Origin of the sequence: Micromonospora sp. NPDC048909 (assembly GCF_040649635.1) — a bacterium.
GTDB lineage: Bacteria > Actinomycetota > Actinomycetes > Mycobacteriales > Micromonosporaceae > Micromonospora.
In genome coordinates, this window is the sequence record NZ_JBEZFU010000003.1 from 530,223 (window position 1) to 553,222 (window position 23,000).

Annotated in this window: 26 protein-coding genes and 1 tRNA gene; 13 read left to right on the forward strand and 14 right to left on the reverse strand. The window is 73.2% G+C overall.

Annotated features, from left to right (window positions below):
• Window positions 1-345: 345 nt before the first annotated feature.
• Together AB0C04_RS11780 and AB0C04_RS11785 are read left to right on the forward strand one after the other, a co-directional pair.
• Window positions 346-1,371, forward strand: a complete 1,026-nt coding sequence (locus tag AB0C04_RS11780) for an aspartate-semialdehyde dehydrogenase (protein ID WP_357051960.1) — start codon at window positions 346-348, stop codon at window positions 1,369-1,371.
• A 192-nt stretch (window positions 1,372-1,563) separates the two neighbouring features.
• Window positions 1,564-2,037 (forward strand): PPOX class F420-dependent oxidoreductase, encoded by a 474-nt coding sequence (locus AB0C04_RS11785; RefSeq protein WP_357051963.1) that lies wholly within the window; start codon window positions 1,564-1,566, stop codon window positions 2,035-2,037.
• A gap of 36 nt (window positions 2,038-2,073) precedes the next feature.
• On the opposite strand, the gene AB0C04_RS11790 is transcribed toward AB0C04_RS11785, so the two are convergent.
• A complete protein-coding gene (locus AB0C04_RS11790) occupies window positions 2,074-2,655 on the reverse strand; it encodes a nucleotidyltransferase family protein (RefSeq protein ID WP_357051966.1) in 582 nt (193 codons plus the stop codon).
• 96 nt (window positions 2,656-2,751) lie between these two features.
• Here AB0C04_RS11790 and AB0C04_RS11795 point away from each other — a divergent pair, with 96 nt between their 5' ends.
• Window positions 2,752-3,453 (forward strand): TMEM175 family protein, encoded by a 702-nt coding sequence (locus AB0C04_RS11795; RefSeq protein ID WP_357051969.1) that lies wholly within the window; start codon window positions 2,752-2,754, stop codon window positions 3,451-3,453.
• 89 nt (window positions 3,454-3,542) lie between these two features.
• Window positions 3,543-3,959, forward strand: a complete 417-nt coding sequence (locus tag AB0C04_RS11800) for a CBS domain-containing protein (RefSeq protein WP_350871981.1) — start codon at window positions 3,543-3,545, stop codon at window positions 3,957-3,959.
• 52 nt (window positions 3,960-4,011) lie between these two features.
• On the opposite strand, the gene AB0C04_RS11805 is transcribed toward AB0C04_RS11800, so the two are convergent.
• Window positions 4,012-5,115: a crosslink repair DNA glycosylase YcaQ family protein gene (locus AB0C04_RS11805; RefSeq protein WP_357051972.1), complete on the reverse strand. Its 1,104-nt coding sequence runs from the start codon at window positions 5,113-5,115 to the stop codon at window positions 4,012-4,014.
• Window positions 5,116-5,345: 230 nt separating this feature from the next.
• On the opposite strand from AB0C04_RS11805, the gene AB0C04_RS11810 reads away from it, so the two are divergent.
• Both AB0C04_RS11810 and AB0C04_RS11815 read left to right on the forward strand, forming a co-directional pair.
• The gene (locus tag AB0C04_RS11810; RefSeq protein WP_357051975.1) at window positions 5,346-5,717 is read left to right on the forward strand and encodes an SCP2 sterol-binding domain-containing protein; all 372 of its coding nucleotides are present in this window, start codon (window positions 5,346-5,348) and stop codon (window positions 5,715-5,717) included.
• Window positions 5,717-7,777 (forward strand): glycogen debranching N-terminal domain-containing protein, encoded by a 2,061-nt coding sequence (locus AB0C04_RS11815; RefSeq protein WP_357051978.1) that lies wholly within the window; start codon window positions 5,717-5,719, stop codon window positions 7,775-7,777. The genes AB0C04_RS11810 and AB0C04_RS11815 overlap by 1 nt, the downstream gene beginning before the upstream one ends.
• Window positions 7,778-7,898: 121 nt before the next feature.
• Here AB0C04_RS11815 and AB0C04_RS11820 read toward each other — a convergent pair whose 3' ends face one another.
• Window positions 7,899-8,546 (reverse strand): alpha/beta hydrolase, encoded by a 648-nt coding sequence (locus AB0C04_RS11820; protein WP_357051981.1) that lies wholly within the window; start codon window positions 8,544-8,546, stop codon window positions 7,899-7,901.
• A gap of 132 nt (window positions 8,547-8,678) precedes the next feature.
• On the opposite strand from AB0C04_RS11820, the gene AB0C04_RS11825 reads away from it, so the two are divergent.
• The 3 genes from AB0C04_RS11825 to AB0C04_RS11835 all read left to right on the forward strand — a co-directional run bounded on the left by AB0C04_RS11825 (window position 8,679) and on the right by AB0C04_RS11835 (window position 11,142).
• Window positions 8,679-9,416, forward strand: coding sequence for a lysophospholipid acyltransferase family protein (locus AB0C04_RS11825; RefSeq protein WP_357051984.1), 738 nt, complete (start codon window positions 8,679-8,681; stop codon window positions 9,414-9,416).
• A 137-nt stretch (window positions 9,417-9,553) separates the two neighbouring features.
• The gene (locus AB0C04_RS11830) at window positions 9,554-10,162 is read left to right on the forward strand and encodes an isochorismatase family protein (protein WP_357051987.1); all 609 of its coding nucleotides are present in this window, start codon (window positions 9,554-9,556) and stop codon (window positions 10,160-10,162) included.
• Between the two features lie 2 nt (window positions 10,163-10,164).
• The gene (locus tag AB0C04_RS11835; protein ID WP_357051989.1) at window positions 10,165-11,142 is read left to right on the forward strand and encodes a DJ-1/PfpI family protein; all 978 of its coding nucleotides are present in this window, start codon (window positions 10,165-10,167) and stop codon (window positions 11,140-11,142) included.
• Here the strand turns inward: AB0C04_RS11835 and AB0C04_RS11840 are convergent.
• The 4 genes from AB0C04_RS11840 to AB0C04_RS11855 all read right to left on the reverse strand — a co-directional run bounded on the left by AB0C04_RS11840 (window position 11,027) and on the right by AB0C04_RS11855 (window position 14,975).
• Complete coding sequence (locus tag AB0C04_RS11840) at window positions 11,027-11,758, reverse strand: hypothetical protein (RefSeq protein WP_357051993.1); 732 nt, start codon at window positions 11,756-11,758, stop codon at window positions 11,027-11,029. The genes AB0C04_RS11835 and AB0C04_RS11840 overlap by 116 nt on opposite strands.
• Window positions 11,759-11,831: 73 nt before the next feature.
• Window positions 11,832-12,545: a response regulator transcription factor gene (locus tag AB0C04_RS11845; RefSeq protein ID WP_350871996.1), complete on the reverse strand. Its 714-nt coding sequence runs from the start codon at window positions 12,543-12,545 to the stop codon at window positions 11,832-11,834.
• Window positions 12,518-13,807, reverse strand: a complete 1,290-nt coding sequence (locus AB0C04_RS11850) for a hypothetical protein (protein ID WP_357051996.1) — start codon at window positions 13,805-13,807, stop codon at window positions 12,518-12,520. The genes AB0C04_RS11845 and AB0C04_RS11850 overlap by 28 nt, the downstream gene beginning before the upstream one ends.
• On the reverse strand, window positions 13,797-14,975 hold the full coding sequence (locus tag AB0C04_RS11855) for an ATP-binding protein (RefSeq protein ID WP_357051999.1): 1,179 nt from the start codon (window positions 14,973-14,975) through the stop codon (window positions 13,797-13,799). The genes AB0C04_RS11850 and AB0C04_RS11855 overlap by 11 nt, the downstream gene beginning before the upstream one ends.
• Window positions 14,976-15,265: 290 nt before the next feature.
• On the opposite strand from AB0C04_RS11855, the gene AB0C04_RS11860 reads away from it, so the two are divergent.
• Entirely contained in the window at window positions 15,266-16,249 is a 984-nt protein-coding gene (locus AB0C04_RS11860) for a hypothetical protein (RefSeq protein ID WP_357052002.1), read from the forward strand.
• 105 nt (window positions 16,250-16,354) lie between these two features.
• On the opposite strand, the gene AB0C04_RS11865 is transcribed toward AB0C04_RS11860, so the two are convergent.
• The gene (locus AB0C04_RS11865; RefSeq protein WP_357052005.1) at window positions 16,355-16,900 is read right to left on the reverse strand and encodes a peroxidase-related enzyme; all 546 of its coding nucleotides are present in this window, start codon (window positions 16,898-16,900) and stop codon (window positions 16,355-16,357) included.
• Between the two features lie 145 nt (window positions 16,901-17,045).
• Here AB0C04_RS11865 and AB0C04_RS11870 point away from each other — a divergent pair, with 145 nt between their 5' ends.
• Entirely contained in the window at window positions 17,046-17,801 is a 756-nt protein-coding gene (locus tag AB0C04_RS11870; RefSeq protein WP_357052008.1) for a class I SAM-dependent methyltransferase, read from the forward strand.
• A gap of 36 nt (window positions 17,802-17,837) precedes the next feature.
• Here the strand turns inward: AB0C04_RS11870 and AB0C04_RS11875 are convergent, their stop codons facing one another.
• From AB0C04_RS11875 to AB0C04_RS11885, 3 genes are all read right to left on the reverse strand, one after another.
• The gene (locus tag AB0C04_RS11875; RefSeq protein WP_357052011.1) at window positions 17,838-18,233 is read right to left on the reverse strand and encodes a hypothetical protein; all 396 of its coding nucleotides are present in this window, start codon (window positions 18,231-18,233) and stop codon (window positions 17,838-17,840) included.
• A 44-nt stretch (window positions 18,234-18,277) separates the two neighbouring features.
• Window positions 18,278-18,961 (reverse strand): hypothetical protein, encoded by a 684-nt coding sequence (locus AB0C04_RS11880; RefSeq protein WP_357052014.1) that lies wholly within the window; start codon window positions 18,959-18,961, stop codon window positions 18,278-18,280.
• Window positions 18,962-19,092: 131 nt separating this feature from the next.
• On the reverse strand, window positions 19,093-19,752 hold the full coding sequence (locus AB0C04_RS11885; RefSeq protein WP_357052017.1) for a hypothetical protein: 660 nt from the start codon (window positions 19,750-19,752) through the stop codon (window positions 19,093-19,095).
• Window positions 19,753-19,855: 103 nt separating this feature from the next.
• Here AB0C04_RS11885 and AB0C04_RS11890 point away from each other — a divergent pair, with 103 nt between their 5' ends.
• Window positions 19,856-20,107 carry a hypothetical protein gene (locus tag AB0C04_RS11890; protein ID WP_357052020.1) on the forward strand — a complete coding sequence of 84 codons (252 nt, stop codon included), beginning with the start codon at window positions 19,856-19,858 and terminating at the stop codon, window positions 20,105-20,107.
• Between the two features lie 205 nt (window positions 20,108-20,312).
• Here AB0C04_RS11890 and AB0C04_RS11895 read toward each other — a convergent pair.
• A tRNA-Arg gene (locus AB0C04_RS11895) sits at window positions 20,313-20,385 on the reverse strand.
• A 224-nt stretch (window positions 20,386-20,609) separates the two neighbouring features.
• Here AB0C04_RS11895 and AB0C04_RS11900 point away from each other — a divergent pair.
• Entirely contained in the window at window positions 20,610-21,311 is a 702-nt protein-coding gene (locus tag AB0C04_RS11900) for a hypothetical protein (protein ID WP_357052023.1), read from the forward strand.
• A gap of 77 nt (window positions 21,312-21,388) precedes the next feature.
• Here the strand turns inward: AB0C04_RS11900 and AB0C04_RS11905 are convergent, their stop codons facing one another.
• A complete protein-coding gene (locus tag AB0C04_RS11905) occupies window positions 21,389-22,453 on the reverse strand; it encodes an alpha/beta hydrolase (protein ID WP_357052026.1) in 1,065 nt (354 codons plus the stop codon).
• Between the two features lie 106 nt (window positions 22,454-22,559).
• The gene (locus tag AB0C04_RS11910) at window positions 22,560-22,973 is read right to left on the reverse strand and encodes an HPF/RaiA family ribosome-associated protein (protein ID WP_357052029.1); all 414 of its coding nucleotides are present in this window, start codon (window positions 22,971-22,973) and stop codon (window positions 22,560-22,562) included.
• Window positions 22,974-23,000 lie beyond the last annotated feature (27 nt).

The following is a 23,000-nucleotide window of genomic DNA, read 5'->3' on the forward strand; positions in this document are numbered from 1 at the left end:
GATATCGGCGATTCTGTGTCGATCACGCCGGCGCGGGGCGGCCGCGCCAGCCGCCGGGAAGGCGTGGCCGCCGGGAAGGCGTGGCCGGCGGGAAGTGTGACGCGGGTCGCGGTCGAGGCACGGTGCTGGCGTGGAGGGCCTCCGGAGCGGACGCCGGTCGGCGATGCTGCGGCGGTGTGGGCGCGCGGGCTCGGATCTTCCGGTGGGCGCGGTGCTCGGCCGGCGAGGTTCCGGGTGACCGGGTGCCCGGTCCACCGTCGGGTCGGGCCGGCGGGCTGTGACACCGGCCCCGGGCCGTGGGAAAGGGTTCCCGGTCCCGGGGTCGGCGTGGGTAGCCTCGCGGGCATGAGGATCGGCATTGTGGGGGCCACCGGCCAGGTCGGTGGCGTGATGCGGCAGGTGCTGGCGGAACGGGAGTTCCCAGCGGAGCAGGTGCGGTTGTTCGCCTCGGCGCGGTCCGCCGGGCGCACCCTGCCCTGGCGGGACGGCGAGATCACCGTGGAGGATTCGGCCACCGCCGACTTCGCCGGGCTGGACATCGTCCTCTTCTCGGCCGGCAAGGGCACCGCCAAGGAGCTCGCCCCCCGGGTGGCGGCGGCCGGCGCCGTGGTGATCGACAACTCCTCGGCGTTCCGGATGGACCCGGAGGTGCCGCTGGTCGTCGCCGAGGTCAACCCGCACGCCGCCGCGGCGCGCCCGAAGGGCATCATCGCCAACCCGAACTGCACCACGATGGCCGCGATGCCGGTGCTGCGCCCGCTGCACGCCGAGGCGGAGCTGGTCGGCCTGGTGGTCTCGACCTATCAGGCGGTGTCCGGCGCCGGCCTGGCCGGCGTCGCCGAGCTCGACGAGCAGGTCCGCAAGGTCGCCGAGCACGCCAGCGGGCTCGCCTTCGACGGCGACGCGGTCGAGTTCCCGCCGCCGCGGGCGTTCGCCCAGCCGGTCGCGTTCAACGTGCTCCCGCTCGCCGGCTCGATCGTCGACGACGGCTCCTTCGAGACCGACGAGGAGCAGAAGCTGCGCAACGAGAGCCGCAAGATCCTCGAGATCCCCGGTCTGAGGGTCTCCGGCACCTGCGTGCGGGTACCGGTCTTCACCGGCCACTCCCTCCAGATCAACGCCCGGTTCGCCCGGCCGATCACCCCGCAGCGGGCCCGCGAGCTGCTCGACGGCGCTCCCGGGGTGGCCCTCTCCGAGGTGCCCACTCCGCTCCAGGCCGCCGGCCAGGACCCGACCTACGTCGGTCGGATCCGGGCCGACGAGACCGTCGAGCACGGGCTCGCGCTCTTCTGCTCCAACGACAACCTGCGCAAGGGCGCCGCGCTGAACGCGGTGCAGATCGCCGAGCTGGTCGCGGCCGAGCGTCGCTGACCGCCGTCCCGTCTCCCGCCCCGGGCCTCCGCCGATCTCCGGCGGGGGCCCGGCGTCGTCCTGCTCCGCCGACCCGGTGGCATGGGCGGGGCCGAGCGAGAGCGCCGGCCGGGCTCCTCATGGCCGACCCGAGTCGGTAATGACGGGTCGGCCGGGCCGGCTGGATCGCGGGGATCGGCCGGTCGTGTTTGGATGGAGGCTCGACCGGACGAGGTGGAGGTTGCCGTGCCGGATGAGCGGGCGCAGACCGCGCTGTTCGACCTGATCGCCGGCCGGTGGCTGGGCGTGCTGGCGACGATCAAGCGGGACGGACGACCGCAGCTGTCCACGGTGGTCTACTCGTTCGACCGGGAGTCGGGCCTGATCCGGGTGTCGGTGACCGACGACCGGGCCAAGACCGCGAACCTGCGCCGCGACCCGCGAGCCAGCTTCCATGTCAGCAGCGAGGACGGCTGGGCGTACGCGGTGGCCGAGGGGCGCGCCGAACTGACCCCGGTGGCCGCCGACCCGGGCGACGACACCGTCGAGGAGTTGGTCGGCATCTACCGGTCGGTCCAGGGCGAGCATCCGGACTGGGACGACTTCCGGCGGGCGATGGTCGCCGAGCGGCGGCTGGTGCTGCGCCTGCACGTCGAGCGGACCTACGGCGCTCCACCCCGCGGCTGACACCCGCCGGTCGCCCGATCCACTGATCGGGGCTGGTCAGGCCGGTTCGACCACGGTCACGTCGGGCCAGCGCCGGGCCGGTTCCTGCCGGGCCAGCCGCCGCCGGGAGTGCGCCACCGGCACCCGGGCCGGGTTGTGCCGCCACACGCCGCCGAGCAGGTCTGCCAGGCCGTACGGCGCGCAGATCTCGATCTGGTCGGCGGCGTCCAGCCGGACCGCGACGGCGGTCGCGTACTCCGGCCAGGTGGCCACCGCATCGGCGACGCTGCTGTAGGGCTGGATCGGTTCGCCGCCGAACGTCGCGGCGTACCAGGTGTGCACCGCCGCCTGGTTGGACGCCTCCCAGGGCGGCTCGCCCCAGGCGGACGCCAGCCGGGCGGTGGCCCGCTGGTCGTACTCCGGGCTCAGGTCCGTCGAGTCGAAGAAGACCACGTCCACGTCCCGGAGGGCACCGGGGTCGAACCCGGCGCCGTACCGCTGCCCCCACACCAGGTCGCGCAGTGTCCCGGCGCCGATCCAGGCGTCCGGCAGACCGGTCTCGCGGACCACGGCCAGCGCCCGCAGCAACCACGGGCAGCCGCCGACCAGCCCGCGTAACTCCTGCTCGTCATCCGGCATCCCGCCACGCTAACCGCGCGCCCCGGGGCGGTGCGGCCCGGCGGGTACCGCCCCGGATGCCGGGTATAACCCGGCGGGCACCGGGGGAGGGGTGGGATGCGGGCCGAGCGCGAAGGCGACGAGGCGGTCGACGTCGACGGTGACGGCGCGGAGCTGCGTTCGGAGATCGGCCGGCTGCTCACCTTCAGCGACGCGGTCTTCGCCATCATCATCACCCTGCTGGTGCTCGACCTGCGAGCACCGGAGGCGCCCCCGGGCCGGATGTCGCGCGCGTTGCTCGACCAGTGGCCGGCCTACCTGGCGTACGTCACGTCATATCTGGTCGTGGCGGTGAGCTGGCTGAGCCACAAGGGCACCTTCCGCCGGGTGGTCCGGGCCGACCCGGGCCTGCACGGATGGAACCTCACCGTCCTCTTCGGGACCGCGCTGCTGCCGTTCGTCACGTCCATCGTCTCGCGGGCCCTGCAACACGGCGACCGCGCCGACGAGCGGGTCACCACCGGGCTCTACGGCCTGGTGGGGGTGCTGCTCTCCATCGGCTGGCTCGGCCTCTACCACCACCTCAGCCGGAGCCGGGCGTTGCTGCATCCCCGGGTGCCGCCGCGGGTCTTCGCGGTGGAGCGCGGACGCGGCCTGGTCGGCCTGGTCGGGTTCGGGGCGGCCGGCCTGGCGGGTGTCCTGGTCGACCCGGTGGTCGCGCTCGCGATCTTCCTCGTCCTGCCGGTCTTCTACGCCTTGTCCAGCAACGGCCTCTTCGACCTGCAACGCCGGCTGCGGCGGCAACCGGCCCGCCGGTGAACACCCGGGCCCGGACCCGTGGCCGGCCGGCGTTACCCCGCCCTGGGCGGCGGGTAGACGGCCGGGGCCGACACCGAGAGGGGAGCACCATGACAACGGTCGGAGAGTTCATGACGACCCGGTTGGTGACGATGGACGGCAGCGACACGCTCACCGCCGCGGCACAGGAGATGCGCGACAGCGCGATCGGCGACGTGGTGGTGACCGACGGCGACAACGTGGTCGGCATCGTGACGGACCGGGACATCACGGTCCGCGCCGTAGCGGAGAACATGGACCCCAGCTCCACCCGGCTCAACCAGATCACCAGCAAGGACGTGATCACGGTGAGCCAGTACGACGACGCGGTGGCCGCCGCCGACCTGATGCGTACCTACGCGGTACGACGGTTGCCGGTCGTCGAGGAGGGGCGCCTGATCGGCCTGGTGTCGATGGGTGATCTCGCCGTCGAGCGCGAACCGCAGTCGGTGCTCGCCGACATCAGCGCCGACGACCCGAACAACTGACCGTCCGCCGCGGGCGTGCGCCGGCTCCCCGGGTCTCCGGGGAGCCGGCGTCTCATGCCGCCTCGACGTGTACCCGCAGATCTGTCGCGCCGCGGGCGTCCGCCACCGTGGCCGCCTCCGCGTCGATCGCCCGGGTGACTCGCGCCGGCAGCACGCCGAACGGGGTGACGGTCACCTCCAGCCGCCCCCGGGCCGCCTGCCGGGACCGCCAGCTGCCGGCGACCTCGCCGTCGACCAGCAGCGCCCCGGGGTTGCCGATGATGCGCCACAGTTGTTGCTGGTGGGCTCGCTGCGGAACGAGCAGGTCGCGGTCGCGGCCGGCCAGGTAGGGGTCGCCCGGGGGCAGCAGCCGGACCAGTCCGGCCGGCTGCGCCCCGGTGAGCGCGTCGAGCCGGTCGGCCGGCAGCCAGGCCGCCCGCCCGTCGACGCGGACCTCGGCCAGCCCGGCGGGCCAGACCGCGCGCAGTTCGGTGGCGGTGGTACCGAGGAAGCCGGCGGCATCGGCCGGCGTGGCGGGGCCGAGCAGTCGCAGGTAGGTGGCGACCAGATCGGCGGTGCCGGCCGCCCGGGCCGGTGGCCCGGACCAGCCGGGCAGCGGAGCGAGCCGGGCCGCCCGACCGGTCACCACCAGACGCACCCCACCGGCCAGCCCGGCCTGCTGGAAGAGCGCGCCGGAGATGTGTCGGGACCGGCACGCCCGGCACTCGTAGCTCAGCTCCGCCGGGATCCGGTCGGTGACCGCGCGACTCACCTCGCCCTTCGGCAGCTCCGCCGTGACCACCGCCCGGAACGCCTCGGCGGCGGCCCGGAAAGCGGCCAGCCCGAGCCGGGCGCCGGCACCGATCTGGCCGCTGATCCGGCGGGTGGCGTCGGCGTCGCTCAACGGCCAGATCGCCGCGGCCAGGGCCGGCAGCTCGGCGCCGCGGTGCAGGTGCGGGGCCCCGCGCAGGGACCAGACCAGCTCCAGCCGGTCGTCCGGCCCGGTCGCGCCACGGGCCGCGAGCGCCAGCCGGGCCGACCCGTAGGGGGTGTCCTGGACACCGAGCCCCAGCACGGCGAGGTCGGCCGGCCGAAGCCCCGGCCGGTCCAGCTGGTGGGCCGCCACCCGGTAGGCGAGCACCTGCGCCCGGCTGACCTCCGGTGCAGTTCCGGCCATCGCGCCTCCCTCTTGTCCGCCCGTGCCTTCCGGACGCTACCGCCCGACTCCGACCCCGGCGTCCCGCCGCCGGCGCAGCCGACCAGGCGCGTCGCGGCTCACCCGATCCGGGCGAGGTTGACCGTGCCCCGGGCGGGCACCCGTGCTCCGACGCCGATCGGCCGGTCCGGAGGACGCAGACGCCGGTACGGCCGGAACCGGACGCGACCGACCGGGAAGGGGAGGGCCGGATGTTGGACGCGACCACGAGGTTCTTCGAGGAGCTCGATCGGAAGGGGTACGAGCCCCGGCTGGCCAAGACCGTCGGCTCGCTCCGGGTCGACCTGCACGAAGGGCCGCGGACCACGCACTGGCTGATGCGCATCGACCGGGGCCGGGTGGAGGTGAGCCAGGAGGACCGGGAGGCCGACACGGTGATCGGAACCAGCCCGGCACTGTTCGAGGACATCGCGGCCGGCCGCGAGCACGGCATCGCGGCGTTGCTGCGCGGGGACATGACGGTGATGGGTGACGCCCGACTCGTGGTGCAGGTGGAACGGATCTTCCCCGGCAACCCGGACGCCCGTGGGCCACGGCGGCGTTTCCAGCGGGAGGTGCGGTGATGGGGGCTGGCAACACGGTTCGGATCCTGGACGGAAACACCTTCGTGGTGTCCGAGGACACCGGTGACATCGAGGCGACGCCGAGCGAGCCGACCGGGCTCTTCTCCATCGACACCCGCTTCCTGTCGAAGTGGGTGCTGACGGTGAACGGCGAGCGGCTCAACTCCCTCTCCTACGACGACCTCCAGTACTACGAGGCGCGCTTCTTCCTGGTGCCCGGCATGGCGACGCACTACACCGACGCCAAGTTGTCGATCATCCGGGAGCGGACGGTCGGCGGCAGCTTCCGGGAGCAGCTCACCATCCTCAACCACGACGAGAACCCGGTCGACCTGGAGATCCGGATGGACGCCGGGTCGGACTTCGCCGACCTGTTCCAGGTGAAGGACGAGATCCTGAACAAGAAGGGTGAGATCTACGCGGAGGTCGAATCCGACCGGCTGCGGCTGGGCTACCGGCGCGGCAACTTCACCCGGGAGACGACGATCTTGTCGTCCGAGCCGGCCAAGTACGACCGGGACGGCTTCGCGCACACCATCCACCTGGAACCGAACGAGCAGTGGGAGACCCGGATCGACGTGCACACCGCGGCACTGGGGCCGGGCGGGCGGGATCTGCGGATGGGCCTGCGGGTGCACGGCACCGAGCGGTTGGCCCTCCAGCACGACCTGGAGAAGTGGATCGCCGACGCGCCCAAGGTGAACAGCCAGCACGGACGGGTCGCCTCGACCTACAAGCGCAGCCTGATCGACCTGGCCGCGCTGCGGTTCTCGCCGCTCTCTCTCGGCGGGGCGACCCTCCCCGCCGCCGGCCTGCCCTGGTTCATGACCATGTTCGGCCGGGACAGCATCCTGACCTGCCTGCAGACGCTGCCGTTCACCCCGCAGCTGTCGAAGACCACGCTGCGCATCCTGGCCGCCTTGCAGGGCAGCCGGTTCGATGACTTCCGCGACGAGGATCCGGGCCGGATCCTGCACGAGATGCGCTACGGCGAGACGGCCGCGTTCGAGGAGCAGCCGCACTCCCCGTACTACGGCTCGGTGGACGCGACTCCCCTGTTCCTGGTGCTGCTCGACGAGTACGAGAAGTGGAGCGGGGACGTCGCGCTGGTCATGGAGCTGGAGCAGGAGTCGCGGGCCGCGCTGCGGTGGATCGACGACTACGCCGACCTGGTCGGCAACGGCTACATCTGGTACGAGCGGCGCAACACCGACACCGGCCTGGAGAACCAGTGCTGGAAGGACTCCTGGGACTCGATCTCCTACTCCGACGGGCGGCTGCCACCGTTTCCCCGGGCCACCTGTGAGGTGCAGGGCTACGCGTACGACGCGAAGATGCGCGCGGCCCGGCTGGCCCGACAGTTCTGGAACGACCCGGCCTTCGCCGACCAGTTGGAGCGGGAGGCGGCGGAACTCAAGCAGCGCTTCAACCGGGACTGGTGGGTGGCGGACGGCGAGTACTTCGCCCTCGCGCTGGACCCGGACGGACGCCAGTGCGACGTGCTCAGCTCCAACATCGGCCACCTGTTGTGGAGCGGCATCGTCAACCACGATCGGGCCGAGAAGATCGCCCACCACCTGGTCGGCCCGCGGCTCTTCTCCGGCTGGGGGGTGCGGACGCTGGCCGAGGGGGAGGTCCGCTACAACCCGATCGGCTACCACAACGGCACGATCTGGCCGTTCGACAATTCGTTCATCGCCTGGGGGCTGCGCCGGTACGGCTTCGCGGAGGAGGCGGCCACCATCGCGAACGGCATCCTCGACGCGGCCACCTACTTCGACGGCCGGCTGCCCGAGGCGTTCGGCGGCTACCAGCGGGAGTTGACCAAGTTCCCGGTGGAGTACCCGACGGCGTGCAGCCCGCAGGCCTGGTCGACGGGTACGCCGCTGCTGCTGCTGCGCACCATGCTCGGGCTGGAGCCGCACGAGGGGCATCTCTCGGTCGAGCCGCGACTGCCGGTGGGCATGGGCCGGATCGAGGTGCTGGACATCCCGGGCCGGTGGGGTCGGGTGGACGCCTTCGCCCGAGGCCGGCTGGACCTGCACAAGCTGGGCGACTGATCGCCCCCGGTACCGCCGCCGGTACCGCCGCCGGTCGCGCCGGCGGCGGTACCGGGCGTGGCCGCCCCTGCCTGGCCGCCGCCGTTTGCGTCAACGCCGGCCGGAGGAGGGACGGCGTCCGTCAGCCGGTGGGCAGGACGGTGTCGAGGAACGCGGCGGCCGCGGCCCACAGGTCCGGCCGGTCCAACGGCAGCGCGTGGCCGCCGTGGGTCAGCCAGCTGTGCACCGGATGCCCGGCCGCCAGTAGCTGGCCGGTGAGCGTGACGGTCTGCGACGCCGGCACCGAGCGGTCGTCCGTGCCCTGCACCAGCAGCACCGGCACGCCGTTGCCGGCGTGGGTGGCGACGGTGGCGTCGGTGGTGACCGGGTCGTCCGTGGTCGGCGGGTGCCCCAGCAAGCCTTCCCACGGGTCGTCGCCGGCCCGCAGCCGCTTCCAGTCCATGGCGAGCGGGTCGACCGGCGGCCAGTAGGCCAGGACGCCGGCCACGTCGTCCGGCCGGTCGACCCCGCGCAACGCCAGGTGCAGGGCGAGCATCGCGCCGGCCGAGTCGCCGCCGACCAGCAGCGGTAGGCCGTCCGACCCGGCCCGGGCCCGGCGGGCCGCGGCGCGTACGTCGTCGAGCTGGGCCGGCCAGCGCGCCTCGGGCACCAGTCGGTAGTCGGCCTGCACCACCCGCAGCCCCAGCCCGGCGAGCGCGTCGCCGTCCTCGGTCGCCCGGGCGCGCCAACCGCCGCCGTGGATCCAGAGCAGCACGCCTCGTTCAGTCATTCCGCCATCGTGCGGTCCGGGGCCGTGAACGGCCAAAGAAGTCCGCCGTCGGCAGAAAAACTTGACCTGCTCCGCCAAGCGCCGTCGATCCGCTCCCAGGTTGGATTCAGCCGGGGAGGGTAGATTCTGCGGATGCCGGAGCTCGTGTACCCGCCCGTGATCGCCACCGCCAAGACGATGTTCCGAGTCCTCGACCTGAAGATCAGCATTGTGGGCGCCCACCACGTCCCCCGCTCCGGGGGAGCGGTGTTGGCCAGCAACCACGTGAGCTACCTGGATTTCATCTTCTGCGGCCTCGGGGCGCTGGCGTCCCGCCGGCTGGTCCGGTTCATGGCCAAGCAGTCGGTCTTCGCGCACAAGATCTCCGGCCCGCTGATGCGCGGCATGCGACACATCCCGGTCGACCGGGAGGCCGGCGCGGGCTCGTACGCCGCGGCGGTGGACGCGCTGCGCCGCGGCGAGGTGGTCGGCGTCTTCCCCGAGGCGACGATCAGCCGGTCGTTCACCGTCAAGGACCTCAAGAGCGGCACCACCCGGATGGCCCGCGAGGCCGGGGTGCCGGTGCTGCCGGTGGCGATCTGGGGCACCCAGCGGCTCTGGACCAAGGGGCGCCCGCGCACCCTGACCCGCCGGCACACCCCCGTCACCATCCTGATCGGCGAGCCGATGCAGCCGGCCGACTGGCCGGACGCCGCGGCGATGACGCTCGCGCTGCGGGAGCGGCTCACCGCCCTCGTCGACCGGGCGCAGCGGGAGTACCCGCACGCGCCCACCGGGCCGACGGACCGGTGGTGGCAGCCCGCGCACCTGGGCGGGACGGCCCCCACCCCGGCCGAGGCCCTCGAACTGGACAGCGCCGGGCGCGGCTGAACCGACCTGGATGTGCGGGCCGGACGGGGTCCCCGACCGGCCGCCGAGCCGACCGACCCGCGGCGTGGCCGGATCGTTCCGCATCCGGGCATGATGGTGTCTGCCCTCGCGGCTCGCGCCCGGTCAGGATCATTGCCATGAACAGAGCTGCCCTCGTCGTGATCGACGTCCAGGAGTCCTTCCGCCAGCGCCCGATCTGGGCGCACGGCTCCCACCCCGACATCGTCGGCCAGGTCGACCGGCTGGTGACCGCTGCCCGCGACCGTGGCGACCTGGTGGTCTGGGTCCTGCACTCCGAGCCGGGCACCGGCGGGGTGTTCGACCCGGCCAGCGGGCACGTGCGGCTGATCGACGGGCTGACGCCGGCCGAGGGCGAGCCGACGTTGGTCAAGACGGCGCACAACGCCTTCACCACCACCAACCTCCAGCAGCTGCTCACCCTGGCCGGCATTGGCGACATCACGGTCTGCGGCATCCGCACCGAGCAGTGCGTCGAGACCACCGCTCGGGTCGGCGCCGACCTCGGCTACCGGATGACCTTCGTGACCGACGCGACGCTGACCTTCCCGACGCCGCACCGGGACCTGCCGGAGACCGCCACGCTCGCGGAGGTCCTCGCCGATCCGCGCACCCTGTCGACCGAGGAGATCATCACCCGCACCGAGTACGCCCTCGCCGGCCGGTTCGCCACCGTACGCACGGTGGACGAGGTGACCGGCGCGACCCTCGCCGGCACCCGGAGCTGACCGTGACCCGGGTCGTCTTCCTGCTGGTTCCGCAGCTGCACCTGCTGGACCTCGCCGGGCCGGCCCAGGTCTTCTCCGCCGCCGCCGACCTCGGCCACGACTACCAGCTGCACTACGTGGCCGAGCGGAACCAGGTGCCCAGCGTCCAGGGCGTACCGCTGGTCGCGGACACCACGTGGCCCGAGCTGACTCCGGACGACCTGGTGGTGGTGCCCGGCTGGCGACCCCGCGCGCACCCGCCGCACGGGCCGGTCGGAGTCGACGACCTGCGGCGGCTGGCCGCCCACCACGCGAGCGGGGGCACCGTGGCCAGCGTCTGCGCCGGCGCGTACGCCCTCGGCCGGGCCGGGCTGCTCGACGGGCGGCGCTGCACCACCCACCACGAGGTGCAGGACGACCTGGCCCGGCGGCACCCGGCCGCCCGGGTGGTCCGCGACGTGCTCTACGTGGTCGACGACCGGGTGGTCACCTCGGCCGGCATCGCCAGCGGCGTCGACGTGGCGCTGCACCTGGTGGCCACCCGGCACGGCCCGGCCGCGGCCGCCGCGATCGCCCGCACCATGGTGGTGTACGCCCGGCGCAACGGCCACGAGCAGCAGGCGAGCGCGATGATGCGGTACCGGTCACACCTGTCCGACGCGGTGCACCGGGTGCAGGATCTGATCGACAGCCGCTTCGCCGAGCCGCTGCCGTTGGCGGAGCTGGCCGCCGTCGGCGGGGTCGCCGAACGGACCCTGACCCGGCTGTTCCGCCGGACGACCGGCCTCACCCCGCTCGGTTACCAGCAGTTGCTGCGGGTCGAGCGCGCCGAACACCTGATCGGGCACGGTACGACCATGGACGCCGCCGCCCGGACCGTCGGCTTCACCGATGCCCGGATGCTGCGTCGCCTGCGGGCCCGGGATGCTCGGGTGCCACGGCACGCCGGTAGTAGTCGTCCCGGGAGCGGAACTCCACCGGTAGCGACCCGGGCAGGGTGATCCGGGCGTCCCCGGCGATCAGCGCGGCGTGCGACCGCAGCGCCAGCACGTCCCGCTCCTGAGCTGACAGGTCGACCAGGTGCGGGCGAGTCAGCCGGAAGGCCGCCACGGTCCGGCACACCCGCCGGGCCAGCTCCACGATCTCGTCGGCCGGCCCGCTGAGGGCGAGCGCCGGCTGCTGGATGGTCCGCAACGCGTCGCAGACGATCAGCAGCTGCGCCGGGTGCTCGGCCCGGGCCGGCAGCAGCTCCAGTCGGGACGGCCACTGCCAGCGGATCTGCCCGCTCACCAGGCCGGCCTGCCGGGCGGGCGGACGCTGCCGGACCGTGCCGCCCGCCCGCCCGCCGGCCACCACCGCCAGCTGCGATCCCTCGCCCACCCAGACGATCCGCTGGTCGGTGACGGTCACCGACACCGGCCCGGGCAGCGCCCATGCCCGCCGGGTCTCGCTCGGGCCGAGCAGGTGCCCCGCCACCAGCAGCCGCTGCCGCCAGAGCAGCTGCTCGCCAGCCACCGGCACCAGCTCGTACCGACGGTCGAGCACCGGTCCCACCTCATCGTCCGGCGCGTCGAAGCGGTGCGGACCGATGAAGAAGGGGGACGCGTCACCGTGCATAGTCACGACCTCCCGGGCAGCTGATGTCACCGTCGAGGGTGGCGGATCAGCAGCCCAGGTGTCATGACACCCGTTAGGGGGTCGGCCGGTCGTAGCTCGCCTGTGACCGGTAGATGCCGATCTCCTCCGGCCGGACTAGGCCGTCCTCGATCGCCCGGGCCAACAGTGCCGCCTTCGTGGCGGCCGGCCGACCCGCTCGGGTGTACTTGATCCGCGCCCGGTCGACGTACTGCTTGACCGTGTGCTCGCTGATCCGCATCCGACGGGCCACCGACGCCTTCGACATCGACTGGAACCAGAGCAGCAGGGCCTCGCGCTCCTTGTCGGAGAGGACCGGTCGGTCCGGGCGCGGGTCACCGACCATCGCGCCGGCCAGCGCCGGCGGCACGTACGGGCGGTCGCTCGCCGCGGCGAGCACCGTGTCCACGCAGTGCTCCCGGCCCTCGTGCTTGGCGAGGAAGGCGACCGCGCCGGCGTCCAGCGCGGCGAGCATCGTCTCCGGGTCGGTGTGCTCGGAGTAGACCACCACCCGGCGGCCCGCCGCGCTCAGTTCGGCCAGCTTGCCCAGCGCCATCCGGCCGTGCAGCCGCAGGTCGAGCAGGACGACGTCGGCGTCCGGCGCGGCCCGCAGCACCTCGTCCGGGTCGTCGCCGGTGGCCAGCACGGTCAGTCGGGGCTCGGTGGCGAGCCAGGCGCGCACACCCTCGACCACCACCGGGTGGTCGTCCACGATGGCCACCCCGATCGGCCGTTGCGCGCTCATCTCCGCCATCGGGTCTGCGCCCATCTGATCTCCCCGTCCCGCTCGTAGAGCCGCTCCACCCGACCGTCGTCGTCGCCGTCCCCGTAGCCGGTCGGGGGCCCCGCCGTGTCCGGGCCCTCCCGGTCCGGGGTGACCAGGCTGACCACCACCTCGTCCGGGCCGGAGACCACCGTCATCCGGGCCCAGCCGTCCGCGTCGGCCAGGGTGGCGGTGAGCGGGTCGGCGAGCCGCCGGCGGATCCGTACCGGCAGTGGCGGCGGCGCACCGATGATCACCAGGTCGATCGGCAGCCCGTTCCGCTCGGCCAGGTCCGCCGCGGCGCGCAACTCGTGCAGCAGCGGATCGGGCACGTCGTCGGCCTCGGCGATCAACCGCCGCAGCCGTGCGGCGGCCAGCACCGCGCGCCGCTGCACGGTCGGGTCGGTCGGGTCGGCGCGACCGTCGGCCAGCTCGGCGAGTACCGCCTCCGCGGCGCCGCTGACCAGGGCCAGCTGGTCCCGTCGGTCACGGCGGGCCCGCTCGGCCGCGTCCCGCTCAGCGGTCATCGCGTGGGTGGCCGCGGCGGTGGCGGCCCGGTCCCGGGCCAGCGCCGCGATCGCCGTGCTGCCCACGAAGACCGCCACCGGCAGCGACGACGTGCCGTACACGTACATCGCGAAGCGGGCCAGGTCCGCGGGCTCGGTCGCGCCGTATCCGACGACCGCCACCAGCGCGATCAGCGAGTGCGCGGCCAGCAGGGAGAAGAGCCCGGCCACCCGCCGGCCCCAGACCGCGAGCACGAGGAACCAACCGAGGGTGCCCCACACCCAGTTGGCCGCGGTGAAGAGCTGCCGTTCGCCGGCGGCGGCGAAGACCGTCGCGTCGATGAGGAGCAGCAGCCCGGCCAGCGGCCACGCCGGCAGCGGCTGGCCGCGCAGCAGCCGGATCCCGGCCAGCACGCCGGCCGCCGCCACGACCACCCAGCCGGCGAGCGCCACCTCGGGCGCCGCCAGCTGCGCCTGGGCGGCCAGCACCGCCGGCAGGGCGATCGCGGCGTGCCAGGCCAGGGCGATGGCCACCGCCGCTATCCGGGCGCCGCGGTCCGAGGCGCGCGCCACGGCTGCCGCCGCCTGGCCCGCCCCGACCGGACCCGCCGGGTGGTGGTCCGGGGCGTCGTCGGGGGTACGCGACCTCGGCGGCGGCCCGGCCACGCCGGCAGTGTTCCCGCCCGGTCGGACCGCCGCCGGTGTGCCCGGTCGCCCGTCGCGGGTCGGGGTGCGGGCGGCGGCGTTCAGCTCAGCCGACACCGGGCCACTCCAGCCGGATCCGGGTGCCCGCGCCGAGGTCGGAGTCGATCCGGGCGCTGCCACCGATCGCCGCCATCCGGCCGCGCACCGACTCGCGCAGCCCGTACCGGTGCGGCAGGACGGTGGCCGGGTCGAAGCCGGGGCCGTCGTCGACCACCTCGACCACGACGCCGCCGGCGTCCCGGGCCAGCCGCAGCCCGGCCGTCGCGCCCGGTGCGTGCCGGGCCACGTTGGACAGCGCGGCGTAGACGCTGGCGGTGACCGCGTCCGCCACCGCCGCGGGCGCCGTGCACGCGGCCAGTTCCAGCGTCACCGGCAACTCCGGCAGCCGATCGCGGACCGCCCGCAGCCGGTCGTCCAGCGCCACCGGGCCGTCGCCGGGAACCCCGCGGGCGTCGGCCAGGGCGGTGAGGGTACGCAGGTCGGCGGCGCACCGCTCGCGCAACGCCACGGACGGACCGGAGACGGCGCCGAGCCCGATCATGGTCAGCGTGCCGAGCACGGTGTCGTGCAGGTCGCGGTTCTGCCGGCGCTCGGACTCCCGGGCGGTGCGGGCCAGCAACGCCTCCCGGGCCAGCCGTTGGTGTTCGGCGAAGCCCCGGTCGGCGCGCGCGATCCGGCGCCGCATCACCGCGCTCATCATCGCCGTGCAACCGGTCTGTACGAACAGCGTCGCCGCGTGCGCGGTGGCCTCCCGTGGGTTGCCGGCGGCGTGGGCGCCGGTGGCGTAGCCGGCGGTGACCAGCAGACCGGCCGGGATCGACCACCGAGCCGGCGCGGTGACCTGGGCGTTGATCACCGTTGTGCTGGCCAGCACCGCGATCCAGCTTCCCTCGCCGGGAAGCACCTCGGGCGCCACCAACTGGGGAATGAGCAGACAGGCCGCGGTGGTGAGCGCGACGTCACCGGCCACGAGCGACGGCGTCACCCCGCCGCGCAGGGTCCGTGCGGCGTACCAGAGCGACCAGGCGGTCAGCACCGCGACGGTGGGCAGCAGCAGGGCCGTCTGCACCGGCGGTGTCCGGACCGAGAGGGCCACCACGGCGGCGACCAGCCCGCAGGTCAGTCGTAGCACCGCCGGCAGCGTGGTGAAGATGAGGTTGAGCGCGCCGCCGGCCGGGCTGTCCAGCACGGCGGGCGGCGCGGTCCGAACAGGAACGGCCGGCATGGGGAGAAGCGTCCTTCCGACAAGGACCCGGTCCGGTCCCTGCGGCATAGATCGACAACGGAGAATAACACGGGCTCGGAGGCCCAGTCACACACTGTGTGCGACGTATTGCCATTGAGTAAACGAGCGCCGCAATCGATGCAGGTCAGGTGGTCGGCGGCCGGTGCCGGACGGTTACCGCTTGTCGATCGTCATCCCGCCGGAGCACGCCAACCCGCGGGCCGCCCTCGCGGCCGGGTGGCGGCGGGCCGGCGGAACCGGGCGGTCCGACGCCGCGTCCGATGGACGTGGTGAGCGGGGGGTCGGGCGGCTTGATGGCGGCGGCGGCGATCGCGGTGGTCGGCGTCGCGATCGCCGGTTGCGTACCGTCCGGGTCGCCCGGCCCCCCAGCCCGCGACGGCGGTCCGCCGCGGATCGTCGAGCGGTGGACCTCCTGCGCGCCCGCCGCCCCCGAGGTTGGCGGCGGCCTACCGGTGCCCGGTGCGGCGACGGGCCTGCCGCTGCTCGACGACACTTTCACCCCGGTCACCGCCGTCCTCTGCGGTCAGGAGGCGCGGCAGCGTCCCGGCGGTGGGCGGGACCTGGTGGTGACCGAGCGGCGGGCGGACGACGTGGCCGCGCTCGTCGCCGCGCTACGGCTGCCCGACGAACCACCGGCCCGCGGTGCGTGCACGGCTGATCTGGTCCTCCCGCCCTGGCTCGCGCTGCTCGACGAACGGGGCGGTTGGCTGCGCCCCGGTATTCCGGCCGACGGCTGTGGTAAGCCCCGGGCCGAGGTCCGCGCGGCGCTCGGCGGGCTGCGGCTGACCACCGTCTCGACGCGTACCGTCCGCGAGATCGAGTCGGCGGAGGCGGCCGCCGCGGGCTGCGCCCAGCAATGGGCGGACATGGTCGCCGTGCGGACGGCCTCGGGGCCATCGCCGACGCGGGCGACCGGGCCGCCGCCGATCGCCGCCGACGTCGCCGTGCGGCTCTGCGTCTACCGGGTCCCCGCGCGCGAGCAGGGCAGCGCGAAGCCGGCCGGCGAGTTCGCGTACGGCCGGGTGTTGCCGCCCGATCGGTGGGCGACGGTGGCTCGCGCGCTGGCGGAGACCGGGCCGGCGGCGGCGTGCGCCACGCCGGCCGGCCGGGTCGCGCTGCTGCGCCCGGCGCACACCCCGGGGGCCGAGGTGTACGTGGAACTCGACGGCTGCCGGCGGGTGCTGAACCTGCCGGCCACCGGTGACCCGTCCCTCGCCCAGGCCGACCGCACCCTGACCGACCTGCTCACCTGACCCCACTCCGTCTTGTTGATCATGAAGTTGTTGCCCGGACACGCCGGGGCTGCTGACAACAACTTCGTGATCGACCGGGGGCGGCTCGGGGTGAGGTGGGTGGGGTCAGGGGGTGTAGCCGTGGGTGAGGATCCGGTGGGCTATCGCGGCGTAGGCCTGGGGGTCGGTGGGGGTGAGGGTGGCCAGGCCGTCGACGTAGCGGTTGACCATGCAGAAGGTGGCGGCGATCAACACGACGTCGTGGATCTCCAGATCGGTGGCGCCTTCGCCGCGCGCCGCCTCGACCAGCTCGGCGGTCACCTTCCGGCCGTCCTGCTGCACGGCGGCGGCGATGCGCAGCAGCGCGCGCAGCTTGCCGGAGATCGGAGCGTGCTCCAGGTCGACCCGGACCTGCTCGACCAGCGTCATTCCGCCGTCCAGCTGGGCCGCTGCTGTCGCCGAGTGCCCCGCCGAGCAGAAGTCGCATTCGTTCAAACCGGAGACGTAGGCGGCGACAAGTTCGCGCTCGCCCCGGCTCAACGGGTGCGGCTCGGCGCGCAGCAGCACCTCGACCAGTGCGTTGAGCGGCCGGGCCGTCTCCGGCCGGAACCGCATCAGGCCGGTGACGCCGGGAAATCGCTGCTCGTCGACGCCGAGGTCGATGTGCGCCATGGAGTCACACTCCGGTCAGGTCTCGGGCGGGGACTGCCCCGCACCCTGCCACAGCCGCGCCACGCCCGCTGCCCGGCCGCCGGGTCCCTCTCGCCCCGAGCCTCGCCGGGCGATAAACGGTTCGACAAAGTGGATCGTCGGGTCGATGGTGGGCGGTGTGGAGCAGGAGCAGATCTGGGACGCCGATGCCGCCCAGCGCTATGACACGCCGGGCGCCGGGATGTTCTCCCCCGAAGTCCTCGGGCCGACCGTTGACCGGCTCGCCGAGTTCGCGGGCGACGGGCGGGCTCTCGAGTTCGCCATCGGCACCGGACGGGTGGCCGTACCGCTCGCGGAGCGCGGCGTCCCGGTCACCGGCATCGAGCTGTCCCTCCCGATGATCGAGCAGCTGCGCTCGAAGGTGGACGAGGCGACGATCCCGGTGGTCGTCGGCGACATGGCGACCGCCTCCGCCTCGGGTGACTACGCCGTCGTCTACCTCGTCTACAACACCATCTCCAACCTGCTCACCCAGGCCGAACAGGTCGAGTGCTTCCGCAACGCCGCCCGCCACCTCACGGCGGGCGGCCGGTTCGTGATCGAGCTGTGGGTGCCGGAGCTGCGCAAGCTCCCGCCCGGCCAGCAGGCGGTGGTCTGGCACAGCGATCCCGGCTACATCGGCCTGGACACCTACGACACGCTGCGCCAGCACGCCGTGTCGCACCACTTCCAGTTCGACGAGAGCCGGCAGGCTCGGCTGACCCGCAGCCCGCACCGCTACATCTGGCCGGCCGAACTCGACCTGATGGCCCAACTGGCCGGGTTCCAGCTGGAATCCCGGCACGCCGACTGGACCGGGGCCGAATTCACCGCGGACTCGCGTTCGCACGTCTCCGTCTACCGCCTCCCGCCGGAGCGCTGACCGCGCTCGGCTGTCTCTGCCGGGACGAGGACGGACTCAGGCCAAGGCCTCGATGGGGGCCGTCGTGACCAGCCCCTGCACCGCCTGGGCGAGTTCCGCATCAAGCGTGATGAAGGCGTCGGCCTGGAGTTGGGTCAGGGCGACGTACTCGGCGGTGAGCGTGTCGGGCCAGCCGAGCTGATCGGCGATCTTCCAGGCGACGCTCTGCAGGACGCGGTCACCGAGCAGCCGGATCCGTAGCCCTCGCACGTAGTCGAGTGCGCGGTCGGCGTCCTTCCTGGACATGTCACCGCGCCGCACAGCCTGATACAGCAACGACAGCAACTGCGAGCGGAGCAGCGTCGGCGCCACGATCTGGTGCTCGGCGGAGATCACTGCCTCGTCCCGGGCCAGTCGAAGGGCGACCTCCGGCCCGATCACATACCTGGTCAACGTGACGACCCTCCTCCGCCAGACATAGCCGCTCTGCCTCCTCGTCAGCTCACCCGTTGTCGGGCAGCATCGGCGTCAGCGGGCGGGCTCGACCGTACGACAGGTTCCGCGCCGAAGTCGCGATCGCGGCGGCGCCGAGCACGGATGGCGCGTACCGCAACGAACACGGCAGTGGTCACGGCGGCGAACCACACGGTGAGCCGGACCGGTCCCGCCACCAGGCTCTCCCGCGGCGGTGGCAGGACCACCATGTTGGCCGCCGCCCCGAAAGGAACGACCAACGCTGCGAAAACTCCGATCGGGCCGGGACGCCGAACGGTGGCTCCGACCGCGCCGAGGGGCAGTCCCAACGCCACGCTGCCGACCAGCCAGAACCGCGTCACCCAACCCCACCCGAAGTCGCCCGTGAACAGCAGTTCCCCGCAGTAGTAGACGGCCGTGGCGGCGACCAGCGCGACACATCCCGCGAGTGCCCCGACGAGCAACCCCATCCTCGGTCGCAGATCGCTGCTCACCAACCAGCCAGCGACCACGGCCGCGGCAGCCCACGCCCAGCCGGAGTCGAGAATCAGGCTGGCGAACTCCGCGGTCTGCGACCAGCCGCTGCGATCTGCGCGCGCCTCACCCACCTCGCCCAACAGGCTGGGCACGCTGTTGACGACAGAAGCGCTGGCGCCCAACGCCGGCCCGACGGTCAAGGCGGCCGCTGGCCACTGGATCGATCGCACCCGCTCATGCTAGGGACCCAACAGCCACATCCCGCGCTCTGCGCCGGGAGTGCGGCCGGCAGGGTTCGGGACCTGCGGCCTTGGGATCAGAAGAAGATCGCGGACGGCTGGTCAGGTAGTCGCTTGCCTGGTCAGCTCGTCTGCCGTTGTCGGGCGGCGTCGGCTTCGGTGGGTGGTCTTGGCTGTAGTAGCCAGTCCAAGGCGTCGAGCAAGGCCGCTGCTAGGGCCGACCGGTTTCTTGCACCGATCCCCTCCAGAGCCCTGTGCAAGATCTCCTCGGCGTCCTCGGACAGTTCCTGCGGACCCAGCATGGGCAGCATCAGGATGAGCCGCTGCGCCCAGACCAGCCGCTCATCGGGTAGCGCCGCTGCTGCCAGCAGCTCCGCCCAGGTCATCGCGGACGTGAACCCGTGGCCCTCGACCGAGGTGACCACCTCTGCCGGACGGCCCGGCCGCTGCTCCACGAAGTCCAGTCCTGCCGCATCCTCGATGTTGCGGTACACGATCCGTAGCCACGCTTCTCCGTCGAGCCGCACCGAGATGACCGGCCAGCGCTCGGGGTCGTCCAGGACGGCGCCCATCGCGTTGTAATCAGCGGCCTGCACCTCGAAGGCAGCCTCCGACTCCGGGTAGGCACCCAGGGGTCCCGACAGGTAGTGCCACCAGAAGGCGGCGTGTCCCACCACGCCATCTGCCGCATACACGGTTGCGTCGCACTCGGTGGTGTAGTCAGGCGGGGCCATGGCGTTGTAGCCGGGGATCGTGAACGCGGGTCCGACGGTCAGCGACATGACCCGCATCCAACACGAAACCAGACAGGCCATCCCATCGAGATTGCCCGTACCTTCGTCCGTCAGCGTGGCCCCGGTCGGTCTGGCATGCCACCATGCACCAGTGACGCTCACCGATCAATTGGCGCAGTGGCGCGAGTCGCTGGAGGCTATTGGAGCGCCAGTGGCACCAGCGCTCAAGCCGGGAACCAGTCGGGCGGAGATCAACGCTGTGCTCGGCCCGGCCCTCCCGCACGCCGTGCTTGAGTGGTTCGCCTACTACCTCGATGATCAGCACCAGTTGGAGGTCGACGACGCGTTGTACGACGAGGTCTACGACACCATCGTCGGTCGCCGCCCGGCGCAAGAGATCTAGACCGACCGTCAAGCAGGTACTGGGACCAGATCGGGTTGACCATGAACACCTACGCCGACGTCGTGTCAGAGGTCGAGCGAGCCGCCGTCGACGAGGCCGCAAAGCCTCTCTTCGGCCGAGTTGGGTGTACGAATGGCTGTAAGGGGCGCCGTACTGAACCCGGTGGTTGAGCATCGCCAAGCCGTTCGGCCTGCGGTGATGTAGGTGCGCCCGGCAGGATTCGAACCTGCGGCCTTGGGATTAGAAGTCCCCTGCTCTATCCGCTGAGCTACGGGCGCGCGCGTGGGTGTTGCGCCAAGAGGGTACCGCCGTCGTCCGGCGGATCGACGCAACGGGTCTCGTGCGGTGCCGCCGATCAGGTTCGCACGGAGCACGGTCGGCGGGCATCGGGTTTCCAGCTCGTCCGGTCGCTGCGGACCGATCGTGACCAGCGCCGGGACAGCGGGAGCCGGATCCGGCCAGCCCACAGGACCACCGAATGAGACCACGTACTCTCGGCCACGTGCTGCTTGATCCCGACGCCGAGAACGACGTTGCCTACGAGCTCTGCCAGATCGTCGGCCGGGCCATCCTGCCGTACCGCCGCGCCGGCGAGGCCGACCGCGACGGCGGCGACGGCACGGCGGTGCTGTTCCGGGACGCGACCGGGGAGTACCTGCTGACGGCCGACGCGCTGGCCGGCGTGGCACCGGGCGAGATCGGTCTGCGGGCGAGCGTCACCGAGCCTGCCGGCGTCGCCCCGGCCTCGGTGTCGGTCACCCCGGGTGGGGCCGGTTGGGTCCGCCGCCCGGAGGCTGGGGTCGCCGTCCTGCCCACCGCCGACCTGCACCGGCAGGCGGGCGAGGGCGGTTGGGCGTGGCGGACCCAGGAGGTGGTCGACGCCATCGCGGCCGACGCCGAGGTGATCGCGCGGATCGGTGCCGAGCCGGGCTCGGCCTTCGTGCTCGCCCACGGTGTCCGGGAGGACGGGTCGCGGCCGCTGGAGGTGGCGATCGAGCGGGTGGTCCGCGCGGACGGCACGCTGCGGATCACCGCCGACCTGCCGTCCGGGTACGTCGGTGCGCCGGTCTTCGGCGTGCAGGCGGACGCCGACGGCGAGCTTGCTCTGCACTGCCTGGGCCTGGTGCTGCCGGGTTCGGACGGACACCCGGTGGCGACCTTCGACCGGATCCGGGCGGCCCTCCCGAGGAGCGGCGACGCCTGAGCCGTCCTTCGTCCTGGCGGTCGGCGACGCCTGAGCCCCGCCGGGTCTGGACCCACCAATAACCCGCGGTACGTCGGTCAGCTGCCGGGTGCCGTCGCGCCGGCCTCCGCCGTCGGGCGTCTGCTGGCCGGCGCCGCAACGGCGGCCGGCTCGGCCGGCTGAGGTGCGGCCGACGTCGGTTCGGCGGGTGTCGGGCCGGCGCCGAGGAACGCCTCGGCCCAGCGGCCGACCTCGGTGAAGACCTTCTCCCGTACGGCCGGGCCGGAGAGGGTGAGGTCGTGCATGCCGCCGTCGAAGCGGGCCAGGGTCACGTGCCGGCCGAGGCGGGGCGCGTAGCGGACCATGTGCTCGACGTCCAGGACGGCGTCGGCCAGCACGGCCGAATCGTGCCACCGCTTGCCCTTGAACGATCGGGTCGAGCAGGCGAGCAGCACCGGCACCGGGATCTCCAGCCCGGCCCGCAGTTGCCGCTGCGCGGTGCGGATCGCGTTCAGCCAGCCGGCCCGGACGGGGAACCCGGCGAGCGGCTTCCAGGCCAGGTCGTAGCTCCACTCGCCGCGGTGGTCGGCGTGGATGCTCTCGCCGTACACCGTGCCCAGGCCGAAGGGGATGATGCGCTGCGGCGCCCGGCGGCCCAGCCGGGAGACGGCGGCCGCGAGGGGTCGCCGCACCGCCCAGGGGGCGTTGAGGTCGAAGAACGGGCTGTTGAGGAAGATGCCGTCGACCACACCGGCGTCGCGCCGGGCGTGCGCCCAGAGCGAGATGATCAGCCCACCGGTGCTGTGCCCCATGGCGAGCAGGGTGTCGTGCCCGTCGTCGGTGCGGATGATCTCCGCTGCGGCGTCCAGCTCGGGGAAGTAGTCGGCGAGGTCGCGGCAGAAGTTCGGGGTCTGGTGGCTGAGCAGGCTGCGACCGTACTTGCGCAGGTCGAGCGCGTAGAAGTCCCAGCCCCGCTCGGCGTAGAAGTCGGCCAGGTGGGTCTGGAAGAAGTAGTCCACGAAGCCGTGCACGTAGAGCACGGCCCGCCCGGTGGGGCGCTCGGCGCGCCGCCGGACCAGGGTGGCGACCACCGGCCCCTCGTCGTCGGTGCCCAGGTCGATCGTCTGCCGCTCGTAGGGCGGCCCCAGCACGTCCGGTTCCACGAACGCGACGGTACGCCGGCAAGCTACCGGGCGGTAGCCCTCACGGTTGCCGGCGCCATGGCCCCCGTCCGGCCGCACCTGGCGGCGGGGGCCATGGGCGTACGGCTCAGGCGGTCTCCGCGTCCGCGCGCTCCGGGTCGTCGGTGGCCGGTTCGGCCGCCGGCTGCCCCATTTCGCGTACGTGCTTGTTGTGCCGCGGCTCCTGCCGGGTCTTCGCGTCGTTCAACCGCCGGCGCAGGTCGTCGCGGGCGTCGTTGAGCGCGGCCCGCAGGTCCTCCTCGCCGGAAGTGGTGACGATCTTCTGCCGGCCCGCGATCCAGCACTCCAGGGTGACCTTCTGCCCGCGGGCTTCCCGGTCCTTGACCGACACCTCCAGCTCGGTGGCGTCGGCGTGGAACGCGGCCAGCCGGGAGTCCAGCGTGGCGAACTGCTCCACGATCCAGTTCCGGTCGCCCTGGGAGAACCCGGCGCCGACCCGCAGACACTCCGCCACGGTGGCCGGGTTCGTCACGGCGCTCATCGCTGCACCTGACCAGGGACGCGGGTC